Below are 15495 nucleotides of genomic sequence, written 5' to 3' on the forward strand. Positions count from 1 at the left end.
ACGAGGACGCCATGGACACCACGCTCGCCACTTTCGAACGAGACGTCATCGAAGCATCGCTTGCCGCCCCCGTGCTGGTCGACTTCTGGGCGCCCTGGTGCGGTCCGTGCAAGACGCTCGGTCCGCTGCTCGAAAAGCTCGAGCGCGAATACGAAGGCCGCTGGAAGCTCGTCAAGGTGAACGTCGACGAAAACCAGGAGCTCGCCGCGCATTTCCAGACGCGCAGCATTCCACACGTGATCGCATTCGCGGGCGGGCAGCCGGTCGACCAGTTCGTCGGGGTGCTGCCCGAGGGGCAGCTGCGCGTGTTCCTCGACCGTCTCGTGCCCGCGCCCGACGAAGCCGAACGCCGCGCCGCGCAAGTCGCGCTCGCCGAAGAACGCATCGACGACGCGATTTCGCACCTCGAAAATGCGCTCGCGCTGAATCCCGGCTACGATGAGGCGCGCCTCGATTTCATCGAGCTGCTGCTCGCGCTGAACCGGATCGACGAAGCACGCGCCGAAGCAGAGCGCCTGTCGCCGCAGATAACGGGCGGCGCGGACGCCCGCTACCAAGCGATCAAGACGCGCTTCGACGCGCTCGACGCGGCCGCGGATCTGCCGCCGACCGACGCGCTCGAAGCGCGGATCGCGAGCAACCCCGCCGATCTGGAAGCGCGCTTCGATCTCGCGCAGGCCCTGATCGCGCGGCGCGCGTACGAAGGCGCGCTCGAGCAGCTGCTGGAGATCGTCCTGCGCGACCGGACGTTCGGCGACGACCTCGGCCGCAAGACGATGATTTCGGTGTTCGATCTCGCGGCGGACCAGCCGACGCTCGTGTCCGCGTGGCGGCGCAAGCTGAGCGCGGCGCTGAACTGACGAACCCGAGGCTTAAGGCCGGAGCGGCCATGCGGCGGCACGCGTTGCGCGTCCGCCGCTTTTTTCTTTCAACGCCATTTCACGACGGCTACGCCGTCCTTTCTTTCAATGAATGGGCCGCGTCGGCGCCATGCCGCAATCGCGCTCAGACAATTCCGCGCCAGGCGCGAACGCAACTCCGGCGGCGATCGCCTCGCGCGTCAAGATGAGCGTTATCGCCCCGCCCGCGCGGCGAGCGCGCGCAGCGCATAAGCCGCCGCCGCGAAGCCGAAGCTCGCGGTCACGCACACGCTCGAGCCGAAGCCCGCGCAATTGAGCCCCGTCGGCCCCGGCGCCTGCGCGCCCGTCGCCGTGTGCATCGCGACGTCGTCGACATCGCACACGGCCGCCTCCGGATAGATCAGCGGCTCGTCCGAATAAACGGCGCACACCTTGAATTTCGCTTTCGGCCCGCGCGGAAAGCCGTGCTGCTTGCGCAGCTGCGCGCGCACTTTCGACAGCAGCGGATCCTGGATCGTCTGCGCGAGATCGTCGATCCGGATGCGGGTCGGGTCGAGCTGGCCGCCCGCGCCGCCAACCGTGACGAGCGGCTGCCTGCGAGCGACGCACCACGCGATCAGCGCGACTTTCGTGCGCACGCTGTCGATCGCGTCGACGATGAAATCGAAGCCGCCGCCAAGCAGCGCGTCGAGATTGTCCGGCTCGACGAAATCCTCGATCTTCACGACCTGGCACGCCGGATCGATGAGCGCGATCCGCTCGGCCATCGCGTCGACCTTCGGCTTGCCGTAGTTGCCGTCGAGCGCGTGAATCTGCCGGTTCGTGTTGCTTTCGGCGACGTTGTCGAGGTCGATCAGGGTCAGTTCCCCGACCGCGCTGCGCGCGAGCGCCTCGGCCGCCCACGAGCCGACGCCGCCGATGCCGATCACGGCGACGCGCGCGCGCTCGAACGCGGCGAGCGCGTCGACGCCGTAGAGCCGGGCGACGCCGCCGAAGCGCCGCGCCCGATCCGCGTCAAGCTGTCCGGATAGCTGCGGAGTAAGATCGTGAGGCGTTGCAATGGCGTCGGTACGGGACATACAAGCTGAATGAAACGAAAGGCGATAGCCCGCTATTTTGCCTGATCACCCCGTAGCAAACACGCGCCGAACCGTTGCAACGCAGATTTTTTCCACCTTCGCTATACTGGCCCCGATTGAGCGTTCGCACACCAATGACGACACTTGCCGATCTCCGCACCAACTATTCCCGCGCGTCGCTCGACGTCGCGGACGTGAATCCGAATCCGTTCGTCCAGTTCGACGTCTGGTTCAAGGAGGCGCTCAGCGCGCAGTTGCCCGAGCCCAACACCATGACGCTCGCGACCGTCGACGAATCCGGGCGGCCGTCCGCGCGGATCGTCCTCATCAAGGGCGTCGACGAGCGCGGCTTCGTGTTCTTCACGAACTACGAGAGCCGCAAGGGGCGCGAGCTCGCGCACAACCCGAACGCGGCGCTCCTCTTTTACTGGATCGAGCTCGAGCGGCAGGTGCGCGTCGAAGGACGCATCGAGAAGACGAGCGAAGAAGAAAGCGACCGCTATTTCGCGTCGCGGCCGCTCGGCTCGCGGATCGGCGCGTGGGCGTCCGACCAGAGCGCGGTGATCGAGAACCGCGCGATGCTCGAGGTTCGCGAGAAGGAAATCAGCGCGCGCTTCGGCGAGAATCCGCCGCGCCCGCCGCACTGGGGCGGCTACCGTCTCGTGCCGACCTCGATCGAATTCTGGCAGGGCCGCCCGTCGCGGCTCCACGACCGCCTGCTGTATGCGCGCGATTGCGCGTCGGCGAGCGGCTGGAAGATCACGCGCCTCGCGCCGTAGTTCGCCGCGGCGCGCCCGCAACCGCGTCCGCCCTGCCGTGCGTTTCGTTTTGCTCGCGGGCGGTCGGCGATTCCGAACGCCGGCCGCCCGCTCGAAAACTAGGCTTCATTTCGTTTCAACGAACAACGGAGATTCCAAATGTTCTGGGAAAAGAAACTGGCACAGTGGGCGGACGAAGTACGGGAGAAGTCGAACATACCGGCGCGCCTCGTCCTCTGGAACGGGCAGCAACTCGATTTCGGCACGTTCGCGGCGCCGCAGGTGACGCTCAAGGTCAACAGCGCGTCGGCGCTGCCGCTGCTGCTCGAACCGAGCCTCGACAATCTCGGCGAGGCGTACGTGAAAGGCAAGATCGACATCGAGGGCAAGCTCGCCGACATCATCGACATCGGCTACGCGCTCGCGCGCAGCACGGTGACGAACGCAAGCAAGCTCGCGCGCGTGCGGCGCTACTTCAATCACTCGAAACACTCCGACAAGAAGGCGATCCAGTATCACTACGACGTGTCGAACGAGTTCTACAGGCTGTGGCTCGACGAGAACATGGTCTATTCGTGCGCGTACTTCGAGAACGGCGACGAAGACCTCGGCACCGCGCAGATCAAGAAGATCGACCACATCCTCACCAAGATCCAGGTGCAGCCCGGCCAGCGCCTGCTCGACATCGGCTGCGGCTGGGGCGCGCTCGTGCTGCGCGCGGCGGGCAAGTTCGGCGCGCGCTGCGTCGGCGTCACGCTGTCGCAAAACCAGTTCGATCTCGCGACCGAGCGCGTGAAGAAGGCCGGCCTCGAAGACAAGATCGACATCCGGCTGCAGGACTATCGCGAAATCGAAGGCCAGTTCGACCGGATCACGAGCGTCGGGATGTTCGAGCACGTCGGCCGCAAGAACCTGCCGCTCTACTTCTCGCGGATCCGCGAGCTGCTCGCGGACGACGGCGTCGCGATGAACCACGGCATCACGTCGACCGATGCCGACAGCGGCGAAACGGCGCTCGGCGGAGGCGAGTTCATCGACCGCTACGTGTTCCCGGACGGCGAGCTGCCGCACATCAGCCTCGCGCTCGAGGCGGCGCAGCGCGGCGGGCTCGAGGCGGTTGACGTCGAGAGCCTGCGGCGGCACTATGCGCGCACGCTCGACATCTGGACCGAGAACTTCGAGGCGAAGGCCGAAGAAGCCAGAAAGCTCGTCGACGACGAAAAATTCCGCATCTGGCGCGTGTACCTGGCCGGCTGCGCGTATGCATTCGAGCACGACGACGTGTCGATCTTCCAGATCGTGTGCCGCAAGGCCGGGCAGAGCGCGAAGACGCTGCCGTGGTCGCGGCGCTACATGTACGAACACGCGCTGCCGCGCTGAGGGCGGCGCCTTTTTGCGATGACGGATGGGTGACGGCAGCACGCGGCGCAAACCAGCGCAGCCACGACGACAAGACGACGCGCCGAGCGATCAGTTCGATCTGTTCGGGGCGGAGCCGCTGCCGGCGCCGCCTTCTTCGTCCGCTTCGCCCCCTTCGCCCGCTTCCGCATCGGGAGCGAAGCGAAAGCGCGCGGCGGACGGCAAGCCGCGCGACGTGACGCACAATGCGGCGGCGAGCGATGCGCCGCTGCCGGACGATGTCGCGGGGACCGCCGAGCCGGCGGTCGGTGCTGCGCCAGGTGCCGGCGATGCCGCCAATGGCGAAGTCGATGCCGGCGCGGATGCGGATGCCAAAGCGGATGCGGATGCGGATGCGGATGCGGATGCCAAAGCCAAAGCCGAGAATAACCCCGAGGCCGACGGTCCGGGCAAGCCGGCCGATACCGCCGCCCCCACCGACTCCGCCGCGACGCCCCCGCTCCCCGGCTTCGACGCGCCTCCCCCCGCCGCCCCGCCGAAGAAGCGCCCCCGCCGGCGCGGCGTCGCACCCGCCGCGATCTCCGACGAAGTCGCCGCCACCGCCCGCGAACTGCCGCCGCACGTGCGGCTCGGCACGTCGTCGTGGTATTTCCCCGGCTGGAAGGACATCGTCTACGGCGACGACTACGCGCAATCGAAGCTGTCGCGCGAAGGGCTCGAAGCGTACGGCGCGCATCCGCTCCTCAAGAGCGTGAGCCTCGATCGCTCGTTCTACGCGCCGCTCACGGTCGCCGACTATCTGCGCTACGCGCAGCAGGTGCCGGACGACTTCCGCTTCGTCGTCAAGGCGCCCGCGCTCGTCACAGACGCCGTGCTGCGCGGCGCGCGGGGCGAGCCGACCGGCCCGAACCCGGCGTTCCTGAACGCGCAGCTCGCCGCCGACGAATTCGTGCGCCCGTGCGTCGAAGGCCTCGGCCGGAAGGCGGGCGCACTCGTGTTCCAGTTCCCGCCGATGCCCGACGCGATGCTCGCCGACCCGGCCGCGCTCGTCGACCGCCTGAGCGCGTTCCTCGGCGCGCTGCCGCCGCTGCCGGACGATCCGGACGGCCCGCGCTACGCAGTCGAGATCCGCGACGCGAGCCTGCTGACGCCGCGTTTCATCCGCGCGCTCGCGGCGGCGGGCGTGCGCTACTGCGTCGGGCTGCACGCGAAGATGCCTGATCCGCTGCGGCAGGCGGCAGCGCTCGCGCTCCTCGACGGCGAGCCGTCGGGCCCGCTCATCGTCCGCTGGAGCCTGCACAGTGGCTTCAAGTACGAACAGGCGAAGGCGAAGTACGAGCCGTTCGATCGGCTCGTCGACGAGGATCCGCACACGCGCTCGGCGCTCGCGGAACTTGCCGCGCGCTACGTGCTCGCCGGGCAGCCGGTGCTCATCACCGTGAACAACAAAGCGGAAGGGTCGGCCCCATTGTCGTGCATCGCGCTCGCGAAGGAGATCGCGGCCGCGTGCGCGCGCTGGCGCGGCGAGGCGGCGTAACGCGCGTTGCGTCGAGCCCGGACCGCGGCCGGGGCGCCATTCACCGTCGACGACGCCGTGAAACGCTCGGTGCCGCTGCGCGCGTCACACTAACGCGGAGAAGCGCAGCAGCCTGGCACACCGACGTGGCGAAGCGGTACGGCTCGCGTTGGCCGTCGGGTTCGGCTCACAGCCGGCGCCATTCGCCGTCGACCACGCGGCGAAAAGCCCGGCGCCGCTGTCTGCGTCAGACTCGCAAAGAAAAGCGCGACGACCCATGTGCGCCGACGTGCCGACACGGCACACGGCAAGACGCGCGTGACTCGCCACGCATGCCATTTAGCCTGCGCCTTTCATGGCGAACGGCAACGCAAGAAGCTCGACGCCGCTGCCCGCATCGCGCCCGCAAAAGCGATCACGAACACGCCGCGGCACGCCGGACCGACGACACGGCGACACGGCACGGCGACGCGCTGCACGGACACGCGATGCACCCGTGCTCGCCCCACCGCCGTCAAGCGCCGCGCGACTTCAGCCGACGCGCGAACTTCTGGCGAAACTTCGCGAGCTTCGGCCCGATCACGACCGAACAGTAGCCCTGCCCCGGATTGCGCGCGTAGTAGTCCTGGTGATACGCCTCGGCCGGCCAGTAGTTGCCGTTCAGCGGCTCGACCTGCGTGACGATCGGATCGTCGTAGAGCTTGTCGCGCTCGAGCGTCCGAATCAAGTCGAGCGCGGTGTCGCGCTGCGCGTCCGAGTGCGTAAAGATCGCCGACCGGTACTGCGTGCCGACGTCGTTGCCCTGGCGGTTCAACTGCGTCGGATCGTGCGTCGCGAAGAAGATCTCGAGGATTTCGCGATAGCCGATCCGGCTCGGATCGAACGTCACGTTGACGACTTCCGCATGGCCCGTGTCGCCGCCGCATACGTCGCGATAGCCGGGGTTGCGCGTGCGGCCGCCCGCATAGCCCGATTCGACGGCCGTCACGCCGTCGACGTCCAGGAACACAGCCTCCTGGCACCAGAAACAACCGCCGCCCAGCGTGGCCACTTCGTTCGTTGCTTGACTCATACCGGTTTCCCTTTCGTTCGTTATGTCCGTTGCACGCGCCGCGTGCAGCACGTGTCCGCCGCGCGCCATGCTTTTCCGGCGGCTCGACGCGCATGCGCGCCCCGCCGGCAGATCGCGTCGCCATCGCAGCACCTGCGTCCGCACGCGCCAAAACACGCGACGCATTCCGCGAAAAATGTGGCGTCGGCCACTCGCCGGGCGCGGCGGCCCGTCGCAGCTCCGCGCGATTCCGCTAAAATCGTCCCCAACCAGACGAATTTTCCGATGACCGTCCTGCTCACTTCCCGCCATTCCGCACGCGCCGCCGCCGCCCGTTCCGCTCGCCGCAGCGCGCTTTCGTCGCTCGAGGCCGTCACGCGATGAAAAAAGAACAGGCCAGCCCTCCGAATTTCGATGCCGGCGCATTCCGCCAGGCGCTCAGCCAGTTCGCAACCGGCGTGACCGTCGTCACGACGCGCGCGCCGTCCGGTCAGTTGATCGGCATCACCGCGAGTTCGTTCAACTCGGTGTCGCTCGATCCGCCGCTCGTGCTGTGGAGCCTCGCGCACAAGTCGGCGTCGATGCCGGTGTTCCGCACGAACAGCCATTATGTCGTCAACGTGCTCGCCGCGTCGCAGCACGATCTGTGCATGCGCTTCGCGACGCTGAAGGGCAACCGCTTCGAAGGCGTGTCGCACGCAGAGGGCGACACCGGCATGCCGGTGCTCGACGGCGCGCTCGCGTGGTTCGAATGCCACAACCGCAGCCGCTACGACGAAGGCGACCACGTGATCTTCGTCGGCGAGGTCGAACGCTGCGGCGTGCACCCCGACGCCGCGTCGCTCGCGCCGCTCGTGTTCCAGAGCGGCGGCTTCCACCGTCTCACACGACTTTGACGGCGCCCGTGCGCGCGAGCGCGACGGGCGGCCCCGCTTCGTCCTTCAGCGTCTGCAGCACGATGTTCGAGCGGATGTCGAGCACGCCGGGCGCCTTGTACAACTGATTCAGCACGAAATCGGAGTAGTGCCTCAGGTTGTGTGCGAGCACGCGCAGCAGATAGTGCGTCTCGCCCGTCACGACGAATGCGCCGACCACCTCCGGCCATTCGCGCACCGCTTCCGCGAAACGCTCGTGCCATTGCGTCTGGTCGTTGCGCATCGACACCTGCACGAACGCCTCCAGCTCGAACCCGAGCTTCTCGCGGCTCAGGCACGCGCGATAGCGTTCGATCACCCCCTGCTCTTCGAGGAGCCGCATCCGCCGCAGGCAGGCGGAAGGCGACAGCGAAATGCGCTCCGCCAGGTCGAGGTTGCTGATCCGGCCTTCCTGCTGCAGGACCGCGAGAATACGGCAATCGGTTGCGTCCAGCGTGATCGCATGCATTTTTGGTCTCCGTTTTAGATCTGTTTCGAATTATCTGCCATATTAGTGGATTGTCCATGCTTATTTCGCAAGCACCTGCCTCGCGTGTTTGCCTATCATCCGAAGCATCCAACGTTCTTCGATATCGCATGGACACGATCTGGGACATCTCCCCGTCAATCGACCCCGAAACGCCCGTCTGGCCGGGCGACACGCCCGTCGGCGTCGAGCGCGTGTGGCGGATGGAGGCGGGCTCGCCCGTCAACGTCGCGCGCATCACGCTGTCGCCGCACACGGGCGCGCACGCGGACGCGCCGCTCCATTACGACGAGCACGGCGCGCCGATCGGCGCGGTGCCGCTCGACGTGTATCTCGGGCGATGCCGCGTGATCCATTGCATCGACGCCGGCCCCGTCGTCGCGCCCGACGACGTGCGCGCTGCGCTCGCCGACGCGCCGCCGCGCGTGCTGCTGCGCACGTACCGGCAAGCGCCGCAGCGCGCGTGGGACAGCGCGTTCTGCGCGGTCGCGCCGGACACGATCGATCTGCTCGCCGCACACGGTGTGCGCCTCGTCGGCATCGACACGCCGTCGCTCGACCCGCAGGAATCGAAGACGATGGACGCGCACCGGCGCATTCGCGCGCACCGGATGGCGATTCTCGAAGGACTCGTGCTCGACGACATCGCGGCGGGCGACTACGAATTGATCGCGCTGCCGCTCAAGTTCGCGACGCTCGACGCGAGCCCCGTGCGCGCGGTGCTGCGCCCGCTGCCCGGCGCGCCGCGTTGAGACCGCGCCCCCTTTCCCAACCAGGTTCGACATCATGAAAACACGTGAAGAAGCGCTCGCGCTCGACCGCGACGACCCGCTCGCGTCGCTGCGCGACCAGTTCGCGCTGCCCGACGGCGTGATCTATCTCGACGGCAATTCGCTCGGCGCGCAGCCGCGCGCCGCGGCCGCCCGCGCGCAGCAGGTGATCGGCGCCGAATGGGGCGCAGGCCTCATCCGCAGCTGGAACACGGCCGGCTGGTTCGCGCTGCCGCGCCGCCTCGGCGACCGGCTCGCGCCGCTCGTCGGCGCGGCGGCGGGCGAAATCGCGATCACCGACACGATCTCGATCAACCTCTTCAAGCTGCTGTCCGCGATGCTGCGCCACCAGGCGCGGCACGCGCCGAAGCGTCGCGTGATCGTGTCGGAGCGCTCGAACTTTCCGACCGACCTGTACATCGCGCAGGGCCTGATCGCGCAACTCGGCGGCGACTACGCGCTGCGCCTCGTCGACGATCCCGCCGACCTGCCCGACGCGCTCGACGACGAAACCGCCGTCGCGATGATCACGCACGTGAACTACCGGACGGGCTACATGCACGACATGCCGTCCGTCACGCAAACGGTCCGCCAGGCGGGCGCACTGATGCTGTGGGATCTCGCGCATTCGGCGGGCGCCGTGCCCGTCGACCTGAACGGCGCGCTCGCGGATGGCGCGGTCGGCTGCACGTACAAGTATCTGAACGGCGGCCCCGGCTCGCCCGCGTTCGTCTGGGTGCCGAAGCGCCATCAGCATGCGTTCGAGCAGCCGCTCTCCGGCTGGTGGGGCCATCGCGCGCCGTTCGCGATGCAGCCGACGTTCGAGCCCGATCCGGGCATCGCGCGCTTTCTGTGCGGCACGCAGCCGATCGTGTCGATGTCGATGGTCGAATGCGGGCTCGACGTGTTCGCGCAGACCGACATGCATGCGATCCGCCGCAAGTCGCTCGCGCTGACCGACGCGTTCATCGCGCTCGTCGAATCGCGCTGCGCGGGCCAGCCGCTCAAGCTCGTCACGCCGCGCGCGCATCATCAGCGCGGCTCGCAGGCAAGCTTCGAGCATCCGCACGGCTACGAAGTGATGCAGGCGTTGATCGCGCGCGGCGTGATCGGCGACTACCGCGAGCCGCACATCCTGCGCTTCGGCTTCACGCCGCTCTACACGCGCTTCGTCGACGCGTGGGACGCGGTGGAGACGCTGCGCGACATCCTCGAAACCGACGCATGGCGCGCGCCCGAATTCGCGACGCGCGCCGAGGTGACCTGAGCCGGCCCGGTCGCGCGCCGTCCGCGCCACGCCGCGACTCGTCGCTCACCCCGCAACGCATTCTCAAGGGAGACAACCGTGAATTCAGGTCACATGCAACCGCCCGGCGACGGTAACGCGCCCGGCTGCCCGTTCGCCGGCGCCCATGCGCACGAAGCGCCGCACGTGCCCGTCGCCGAAGGCGAAGACGCGCCGGCCGGCTGGCACCACGCGCAGCTCGACTTCTCGCAATCGATGAGCTACGGCGACTACCTGTCGCTGTCGACGGTGCTCGACGCGCAGCATCCGCGCTCGCCGGACCACAACGAGATGCTGTTCATCATCCAGCATCAGACGAGCGAGCTGTGGATGAAGCTCGCCCTCTTCGAGCTGCGCGCGGCGCTCGCGTCGATCCGCGACGACGCGCTGCCGCCCGCGTTCAAGATGCTCGCACGCGTGTCGCGCGTGCTCGAGCAACTCGTGCAGGCGTGGAACGTGCTCGCGACGATGACGCCGTCCGAGTATTCGGCGATGCGGCCGTATCTCGGCGCGTCGTCGGGATTCCAGTCTTATCAGTATCGCGAGCTCGAGTTCATCCTCGGCAACAAGAACGAGCAGATGCTGCGTCCGCACGCGCACCGGCCGGAAATCTACGCGCATCTCGAGGCGTCGCTGCGGGCGCCGTCGCTGTACGACGAAGTGATTCGCCTGCTCGCGCGCCGCGGCTTTCCGATCGCGCCCGAGCGGCTCGATGCGGACTGGTCGCAGCCGACGCGCCACGATCCGACGGTCGAGGCCGCGTGGCTCGCGGTCTACCGCGAGCCGAACGCGCACTGGGAGCTGTACGAAATGGCCGAAGAGCTCGTCGATCTCGAAGACGCGTTCCGCCAGTGGCGCTTCCGCCACGTGACGACGGTCGAGCGGATCATCGGCTTCAAGCAGGGCACGGGCGGCACGAGCGGCGCGCCGTATCTGCGCAAGATGCTCGACGTCGTGCTGTTTCCCGAGCTCTGGCACGTGCGGACGACGCTGTAGCACGCGCCGTCCGTCCATGCGGACGGCCGCGCGTCAGGGCGCCGTGTGCGCGAGCTCGTCGCTCGCCGGCAGACCGCCGCGGCGCAGCCGCGGGATGTGCCGGCGCAGCGCGAGCAGCGCGACGAGCACGACCGTCATCGCGGCGGCGAGCATCGTCAGATACGCGTTCGCGCCGCCCGCCGAGATCACGTACGCGCCCGCGAACGCACTCAGAATCGCGCCGGTGCGGCCGAACGCGACGGCGCCCGCGGTGCCCGTCGCGCGCACGGGCGTCGGGTAGATGAACGTGCAGAGCGCGTACATCGTCGATTGCACCGCGTTGACGAAGAAGCCGTGCGCGCCGAGGCCGAGGATCAGCCAGCCGGTGTGGCTCGCCGCATCGATGCCGAGCAGCCACGCGGCGCTCGCCGCGCCGCCCGCGCAACAGAACGCGAGCGGCCAGCGCGACCCGAAACGTCCGATCGCGAATGCACAGCCGAGCGCGCCCAGCACGCCGCCCAGGTTGTACGCGGTGAGTCCCGAACCCGCGACCGACACGCTCAAGCCCTGTGAAGTCAGCATCGTCGGCAGCCAGCTGAATGCGCTGTAGACGGCGAGCAGGCACATGCAGAACGCGCACCACAGTGCGATCGTGTCGCGCGCGTAGCCGGCCGAGAACAGCACGCGCATGCCGCGCTGCTGGCCTTCGTGCGCGCGCGCTTCGGCGAGATCGGTGAACGCGGTGCCGTCGGCGACGGGCCGCCCCATCCGCACGAGCAGCGCGCCGAGCTCGCGCCAGCGCGCCGGATTGCGCGCGAGATAGCGCGGCGATTCGGGCAGCGCGCGCACGAGCAGCAAACCGAGCGCGAGCGGCAGCGCGCCGCCGATCCAGAAGAGGCCGCGCCAGCCGTACGCAGGCAGCACCTCGTGCGCGAACAGCCCCGCGAGCATCCCGCCGAGCGGCACGCAGACGATCGTCGCCGTCACCATCATCGTGCGGCGGCGCGCGGGCGTGTATTCGGCCGTCATCGTCGTCGCGGTCGGCAGCGCGCCGCCGATCCCGAGCCCGGCGACGAAGCGCAGCGCGGCGATCGTCGCGATGTTCGGCGCGAAGCCGATCGCGCACGTGGCCGCGCCGAATACGAACACGCTGCCGATGATCGCCCAGCGCCGGCCGAAGCGGTCCGCGAAGAGGCCCGCGCACGCGCTGCCGACACCCATCCCGAACAGGCCCGCCGCGACGGCGGGCGCAAACGCGCCGCGCGTGATTCCCCACTCCTTGATCAACACGGGAATCGCGAAGCCGATCAGCTGGCTGTCGAAGCCGTCGAGCACGATCGCGAACGCGGCGAGCAGCACGGCGATGCGCTGCATCGCGGTGAACGGTCCGTGGTCGAGCGTCGCGCCGATGTCGACCGCAAGCGGCGCGCTGCCGTGACGGGCGCTCATGCGAGCCTCCGGCGCGCGGCGGTCGAACAACAAAGAACGCGGCGGCGCGCCGCGGCGAAACACGGGGTCGGGGTGTGCTGCATGTCGTCTCCTGAATGTCCTCTGGATCGGCGCGTCGCGCTGACCCGCCCCGCCCGGCTTTCTTCGGAACCGTTTGCGATGTCGCGGGCAAACCCTGCGGCGCTAGGGCTTCATCGGCCTCGCGCAGCCGCCGCGCAGCGCCGGCTGGCGGCGTCCGCACGACGAAACATTGATCTGGCGCAAGGCTACGAATTTACGCATAGTAAAACTAATTTCGATTAGTTGAATTATTGGAAACCCCTAGCGCCGCTGGCATGCGCTCGCGCGGCGGACGTCGTATGCCGGCGTGCACATCGATCCTCCTGACGAATGCGGACGACGTCGGCTCGACGGCGGACGATGCATGCGCTGTCGATGCCGATGCCGATGCCGATGCATCGATCGGAACGGCGGCTGCGCGAACGGCCGGCCGAACGCCTGCCCGAGTCTGCGTCTGCGCCCGCGTCATCCGACGCGCGCGTCGATCAGCCTGACGAGCTGCAGCAGCGTCTCCGCATGCGGCGTCGCGACGCCGACCCCGCGCGCAGCCGCGACCACCGCGCCGTTGATCGCCTCGATCTCGGTGCGCCGCCCCGCGAGCACGTCCTGCAGCATCGACGGCCGATGTCCGTGATGCGCTCGGATCGCGTGCAGCACGTTGTCGCGCATCTTGCATTCGTCGACGCCGATGCCCTTCGCACGGGCGACCGCCGCCACCTCCGCGACGATCTCAAGCGCGAGCGCCGGCCCGTCTTCGCGCGCGCCGAGTTCGTCGACCGTGCAGCGCGTGACCGCGCACAGCGTGTTGAGCGCCGCGTTGAATCCGACCTTCTCCCAGATCGTCGTCCACACGCCGGCGTCCACCGCGCAGTTCAGCCCGACGCGCTCGAACGCGTCGGCACTCGCCTGCACGATCGGCCGCATCGCGCCGTCCGCGCTCATCAGCCGGATCCAGCCGGCGCCGTGCGAGCGCACGTGCGCGGGCCCGGCGAGATCGGCGGGCCACGTCGTCACGCCGACGAGAATCCGCTCGAGCGGCACGAACTCGCCGAGCGTCTCGACGTTGCCGAGCCCGTTCTGCAGCGTCAGCACGAACGTCTGCGGGCCGAGCAGCGCGCGCACGCCGTCGAGCGCCGCGCGCGTGTGCAGCGTCTTCGTGAATACGATCAGCAAGTCGGGCGGCGCGTCGGCACCCGCCTGCACGTCGTCCGGCCGCAGCGCGCGCAGCCGCGCGACGCGCCGGTCGCCGCGATCGGTGTCGAGCCGCAGCCCGTCGCGCGCGATCGCGTCGACGTGCGCGGCGTTCACGTCGACGAGCGTCACGTCGCGCCCCTCTTCCGCGAGCAGGCCGCCGAACAGCGAGCCCATCGCGCCCGCGCCGAGAATCGCAATCTTCATCGTCGTCATCGTTCAGAACGGATAGTGGCGCGGCGCCGTCTGCACGGTGATCCAGCGCAGATCGGTGAATTCGGCGATGCCCGCCTGGCCGCCGAAATGGCCGAAGCCGCTCTCCTTCACGCCGCCGAACGGCATCTGCGCTTCGTCGTGGACGGTCGGCCCGTTCACGTGGCAGATCCCCGATTCGATCCGCGCGGCGACGCGCATCGCGCGCGCGACGTCGCGGCTGAACACCGCCGACGACAGCCCGAACGCGTTGTCGTTCGCGCACGCGATCGCTTCCTCTTCGCCCGCGACGCGCACGATGCCCTTCACCGGCCCGAACGATTCGTCTTCGTAGATCCGCATCGCGGACGTCACGCGATCAACGAGCGTCGCGGGCATCAGCGTGCTCGCCGCCTTGCCGCCGCAGAGCAGCACCGCGCCTTTCGCGAGCGCGTCGTCGATGAGCGCGTTGCAGCGCTCGACGGTGCGCATGTCGATGACCGAGCCGAGCACGACGGGCCCGTTGCGCGGATCGCCCAACGGCAGCGACGCGGCCTTGTCGGCGAGCTTCGCGACGAACGCGTCGGCGATCCGCGCATCGACGATGATCCGCTCGGTCGACATGCAGATCTGCCCGGAATTCGCGAACGCGCCGAACGCGGCCGCCGCGACGGCCGCGTCGAGATCGGCGTCGTCGAGCACGACGAACGGCGCCTTGCCGCCGAGTTCCAGCACAGCGGGCTTCAGATGCCGCGCGCAGCGCTCGGCGATGATCCGGCCGACGCGCGTCGAGCCCGTGAAGTTCACGCGGCGCACGGCCGGGTGCGCGATCATCGCGTCGACGATCGCGCCGGCGTCGGCGGGCGCGTTCGTCACGAAGTTCACGACGCCGGGCGGCAGCCCTGCTTCCTGCAGCGCATCGACGATGAGCCCGTGCGTCGCCGGACACAGCTCCGAGCCCTTCAGCACGACGGTGTTGCCGCACGCGAGCGGCAGCGCGATCGCGCGCACGCCGAGGATCACGGGCGCGTTCCACGGCGCGATGCCGAGCACGACGCCCGCCGGCTGACGCACGCCCATCGCGAGCGAGCCCGGCACGTCGGACGGAATCAGCTCGCCGCCGATCTGCGTCGTCAGCGCGGCCGCTTCGATCAGGCCGTTCGCGGCGAGCTGCACGTTGAACTGCGCCCAGATCGCCGAGGCGCCCGTCTCGGCCGCCATCGCGGCAACGAACGCGTCGCGCTTCGCTTCGAGCGCGGTGGCCGCCTTCAGGAGCAGCGCTCGGCGCGCGGTCGGGCCGAGCGCGGCCCACGGCGCGAAGGCGGCCGCCGCGGCGTCGACGGCCGCGCGCGCATCGTCGGCGGTCGCGGCGCTCGCGCGCGTCGCGACTTCGCCGTCGAGCGGATTGCGGCGCTCGAACGTCGCGCCGCCCGTGGCCGAGCGGCGCTCTCCGCCGATCAGCATCGAGATGTCCTGCATGCGGGTGTTCTCCTTCGGGTTGCTTGTTAACGCTTGCAATGCGTGATCATGCGATGGATGCAACAACGGC

14 protein-coding genes are annotated in these 15495 nt (G+C 68.9%); 8 read left to right on the plus strand and 6 right to left on the minus strand.

Annotation, left to right across the window (positions count from 1 at the left end):
• Positions 1-11: 11 nt before the first annotated feature.
• The gene (gene trxA / locus WS69_RS26685; protein WP_059473651.1) at positions 12-860 is read left to right on the plus strand and encodes a thioredoxin; all 849 of its coding nucleotides are present in this window, start codon (positions 12-14) and stop codon (positions 858-860) included.
• A 212-nt stretch (positions 861-1072) separates the two neighbouring features.
• Here the strand turns inward: trxA and tcdA are convergent, their stop codons facing one another.
• Positions 1073-1939, minus strand: coding sequence for a tRNA cyclic N6-threonylcarbamoyladenosine(37) synthase TcdA (gene tcdA / locus WS69_RS26690; protein WP_059473652.1), 867 nt, complete (start codon positions 1937-1939; stop codon positions 1073-1075).
• Positions 1940-2073: 134 nt separating this feature from the next.
• On the opposite strand from tcdA, the gene pdxH reads away from it, so the two are divergent.
• The 3 genes from pdxH (at position 2074) to WS69_RS26705 (ending at position 5593) form a co-directional block, all read left to right on the plus strand.
• Complete coding sequence (pdxH, locus tag WS69_RS26695; RefSeq protein ID WP_059473653.1) at positions 2074-2718, plus strand: pyridoxamine 5'-phosphate oxidase; 645 nt, start codon at positions 2074-2076, stop codon at positions 2716-2718.
• A 138-nt stretch (positions 2719-2856) separates the two neighbouring features.
• Positions 2857-4077 carry an SAM-dependent methyltransferase gene (locus WS69_RS26700; RefSeq protein WP_059473654.1) on the plus strand — a complete coding sequence of 407 codons (1221 nt, stop codon included), beginning with the start codon at positions 2857-2859 and terminating at the stop codon, positions 4075-4077.
• A 25-nt stretch (positions 4078-4102) separates the two neighbouring features.
• Positions 4103-5593, plus strand: coding sequence for a DUF72 domain-containing protein (locus tag WS69_RS26705; RefSeq protein WP_059473655.1), 1491 nt, complete (start codon positions 4103-4105; stop codon positions 5591-5593).
• Between the two features lie 493 nt (positions 5594-6086).
• On the opposite strand, the gene msrA is transcribed toward WS69_RS26705, so the two are convergent.
• A complete protein-coding gene (msrA, locus tag WS69_RS26710; RefSeq protein ID WP_059473688.1) occupies positions 6087-6644 on the minus strand; it encodes a peptide-methionine (S)-S-oxide reductase MsrA in 558 nt (185 codons plus the stop codon).
• A 359-nt stretch (positions 6645-7003) separates the two neighbouring features.
• On the opposite strand from msrA, the gene WS69_RS26715 reads away from it, so the two are divergent.
• The gene (locus WS69_RS26715) at positions 7004-7519 is read left to right on the plus strand and encodes a flavin reductase family protein (RefSeq protein ID WP_059473656.1); all 516 of its coding nucleotides are present in this window, start codon (positions 7004-7006) and stop codon (positions 7517-7519) included.
• Here WS69_RS26715 and WS69_RS26720 read toward each other — a convergent pair.
• The gene (locus WS69_RS26720; protein WP_059473657.1) at positions 7506-8006 is read right to left on the minus strand and encodes an Lrp/AsnC family transcriptional regulator; all 501 of its coding nucleotides are present in this window, start codon (positions 8004-8006) and stop codon (positions 7506-7508) included. The genes WS69_RS26715 and WS69_RS26720 overlap by 14 nt on opposite strands.
• Positions 8007-8134: 128 nt before the next feature.
• On the opposite strand from WS69_RS26720, the gene kynB reads away from it, so the two are divergent.
• The 3 genes from kynB (at position 8135) to kynA (ending at position 11075) form a co-directional block, all read left to right on the plus strand.
• Positions 8135-8776, plus strand: a complete 642-nt coding sequence (gene kynB, locus WS69_RS26725; protein ID WP_059473658.1) for an arylformamidase — start codon at positions 8135-8137, stop codon at positions 8774-8776.
• Positions 8777-8810: 34 nt separating this feature from the next.
• Positions 8811-10061: a kynureninase gene (gene kynU / locus WS69_RS26730; RefSeq protein ID WP_059473659.1), complete on the plus strand. Its 1251-nt coding sequence runs from the start codon at positions 8811-8813 to the stop codon at positions 10059-10061.
• Positions 10062-10154: 93 nt separating this feature from the next.
• Positions 10155-11075 carry a tryptophan 2,3-dioxygenase gene (gene kynA, locus WS69_RS26735; RefSeq protein ID WP_059473660.1) on the plus strand — a complete coding sequence of 307 codons (921 nt, stop codon included), beginning with the start codon at positions 10155-10157 and terminating at the stop codon, positions 11073-11075.
• Positions 11076-11108: 33 nt separating this feature from the next.
• Here the strand turns inward: kynA and WS69_RS26740 are convergent, their stop codons facing one another.
• From WS69_RS26740 to WS69_RS26750, 3 genes are all read right to left on the minus strand, one after another.
• On the minus strand, positions 11109-12566 hold the full coding sequence (locus WS69_RS26740) for an MFS transporter (protein WP_059473661.1): 1458 nt from the start codon (positions 12564-12566) through the stop codon (positions 11109-11111).
• 462 nt (positions 12567-13028) lie between these two features.
• Complete coding sequence (locus WS69_RS26745) at positions 13029-13961, minus strand: ketopantoate reductase family protein (protein WP_059473689.1); 933 nt, start codon at positions 13959-13961, stop codon at positions 13029-13031.
• A gap of 12 nt (positions 13962-13973) precedes the next feature.
• Positions 13974-15425: an aldehyde dehydrogenase gene (locus WS69_RS26750; protein ID WP_059473690.1), complete on the minus strand. Its 1452-nt coding sequence runs from the start codon at positions 15423-15425 to the stop codon at positions 13974-13976.
• Positions 15426-15495 lie beyond the last annotated feature (70 nt).

Source organism: Burkholderia sp. BDU5, from assembly GCF_001522845.1.
In the GTDB taxonomy this organism is placed as follows: domain Bacteria; phylum Pseudomonadota; class Gammaproteobacteria; order Burkholderiales; family Burkholderiaceae; genus Burkholderia; species Burkholderia mayonis.

Bases quoted from the DNA above. Each gene is read 5' to 3' on its own strand.
- WS69_RS26720 (WP_059473657.1), bottom strand. From the start codon at position 8,006: ATGCATGCGATCACGCTGGACGCAACCGATTGCCGTATTCTCGCGGTC.
- kynU (WP_059473659.1), top strand. From the start codon at position 8,811: ATGAAAACACGTGAAGAAGCGCTCGCGCTCGACCGCGACGACCCGCTC.
- kynB (WP_059473658.1), top strand. From the start codon at position 8,135: ATGGACACGATCTGGGACATCTCCCCGTCAATCGACCCCGAAACGCCC.
- WS69_RS26750 (WP_059473690.1), bottom strand. From the start codon at position 15,425: ATGCAGGACATCTCGATGCTGATCGGCGGAGAGCGCCGCTCGGCCACG.
- WS69_RS26715 (WP_059473656.1), top strand. From the start codon at position 7,004: ATGAAAAAAGAACAGGCCAGCCCTCCGAATTTCGATGCCGGCGCATTC.
- trxA (WP_059473651.1), top strand. From the start codon at position 12: ATGGACACCACGCTCGCCACTTTCGAACGAGACGTCATCGAAGCATCG.
- tcdA (WP_059473652.1), bottom strand. From the start codon at position 1,939: ATGTCCCGTACCGACGCCATTGCAACGCCTCACGATCTTACTCCGCAG.
- WS69_RS26705 (WP_059473655.1), top strand. From the start codon at position 4,103: ATGGGTGACGGCAGCACGCGGCGCAAACCAGCGCAGCCACGACGACAA.
- WS69_RS26700 (WP_059473654.1), top strand. From the start codon at position 2,857: ATGTTCTGGGAAAAGAAACTGGCACAGTGGGCGGACGAAGTACGGGAG.
- pdxH (WP_059473653.1), top strand. From the start codon at position 2,074: ATGACGACACTTGCCGATCTCCGCACCAACTATTCCCGCGCGTCGCTC.
- kynA (WP_059473660.1), top strand. From the start codon at position 10,155: ATGCAACCGCCCGGCGACGGTAACGCGCCCGGCTGCCCGTTCGCCGGC.
- msrA (WP_059473688.1), bottom strand. From the start codon at position 6,644: ATGAGTCAAGCAACGAACGAAGTGGCCACGCTGGGCGGCGGTTGTTTC.
- WS69_RS26745 (WP_059473689.1), bottom strand. From the start codon at position 13,961: ATGAAGATTGCGATTCTCGGCGCGGGCGCGATGGGCTCGCTGTTCGGC.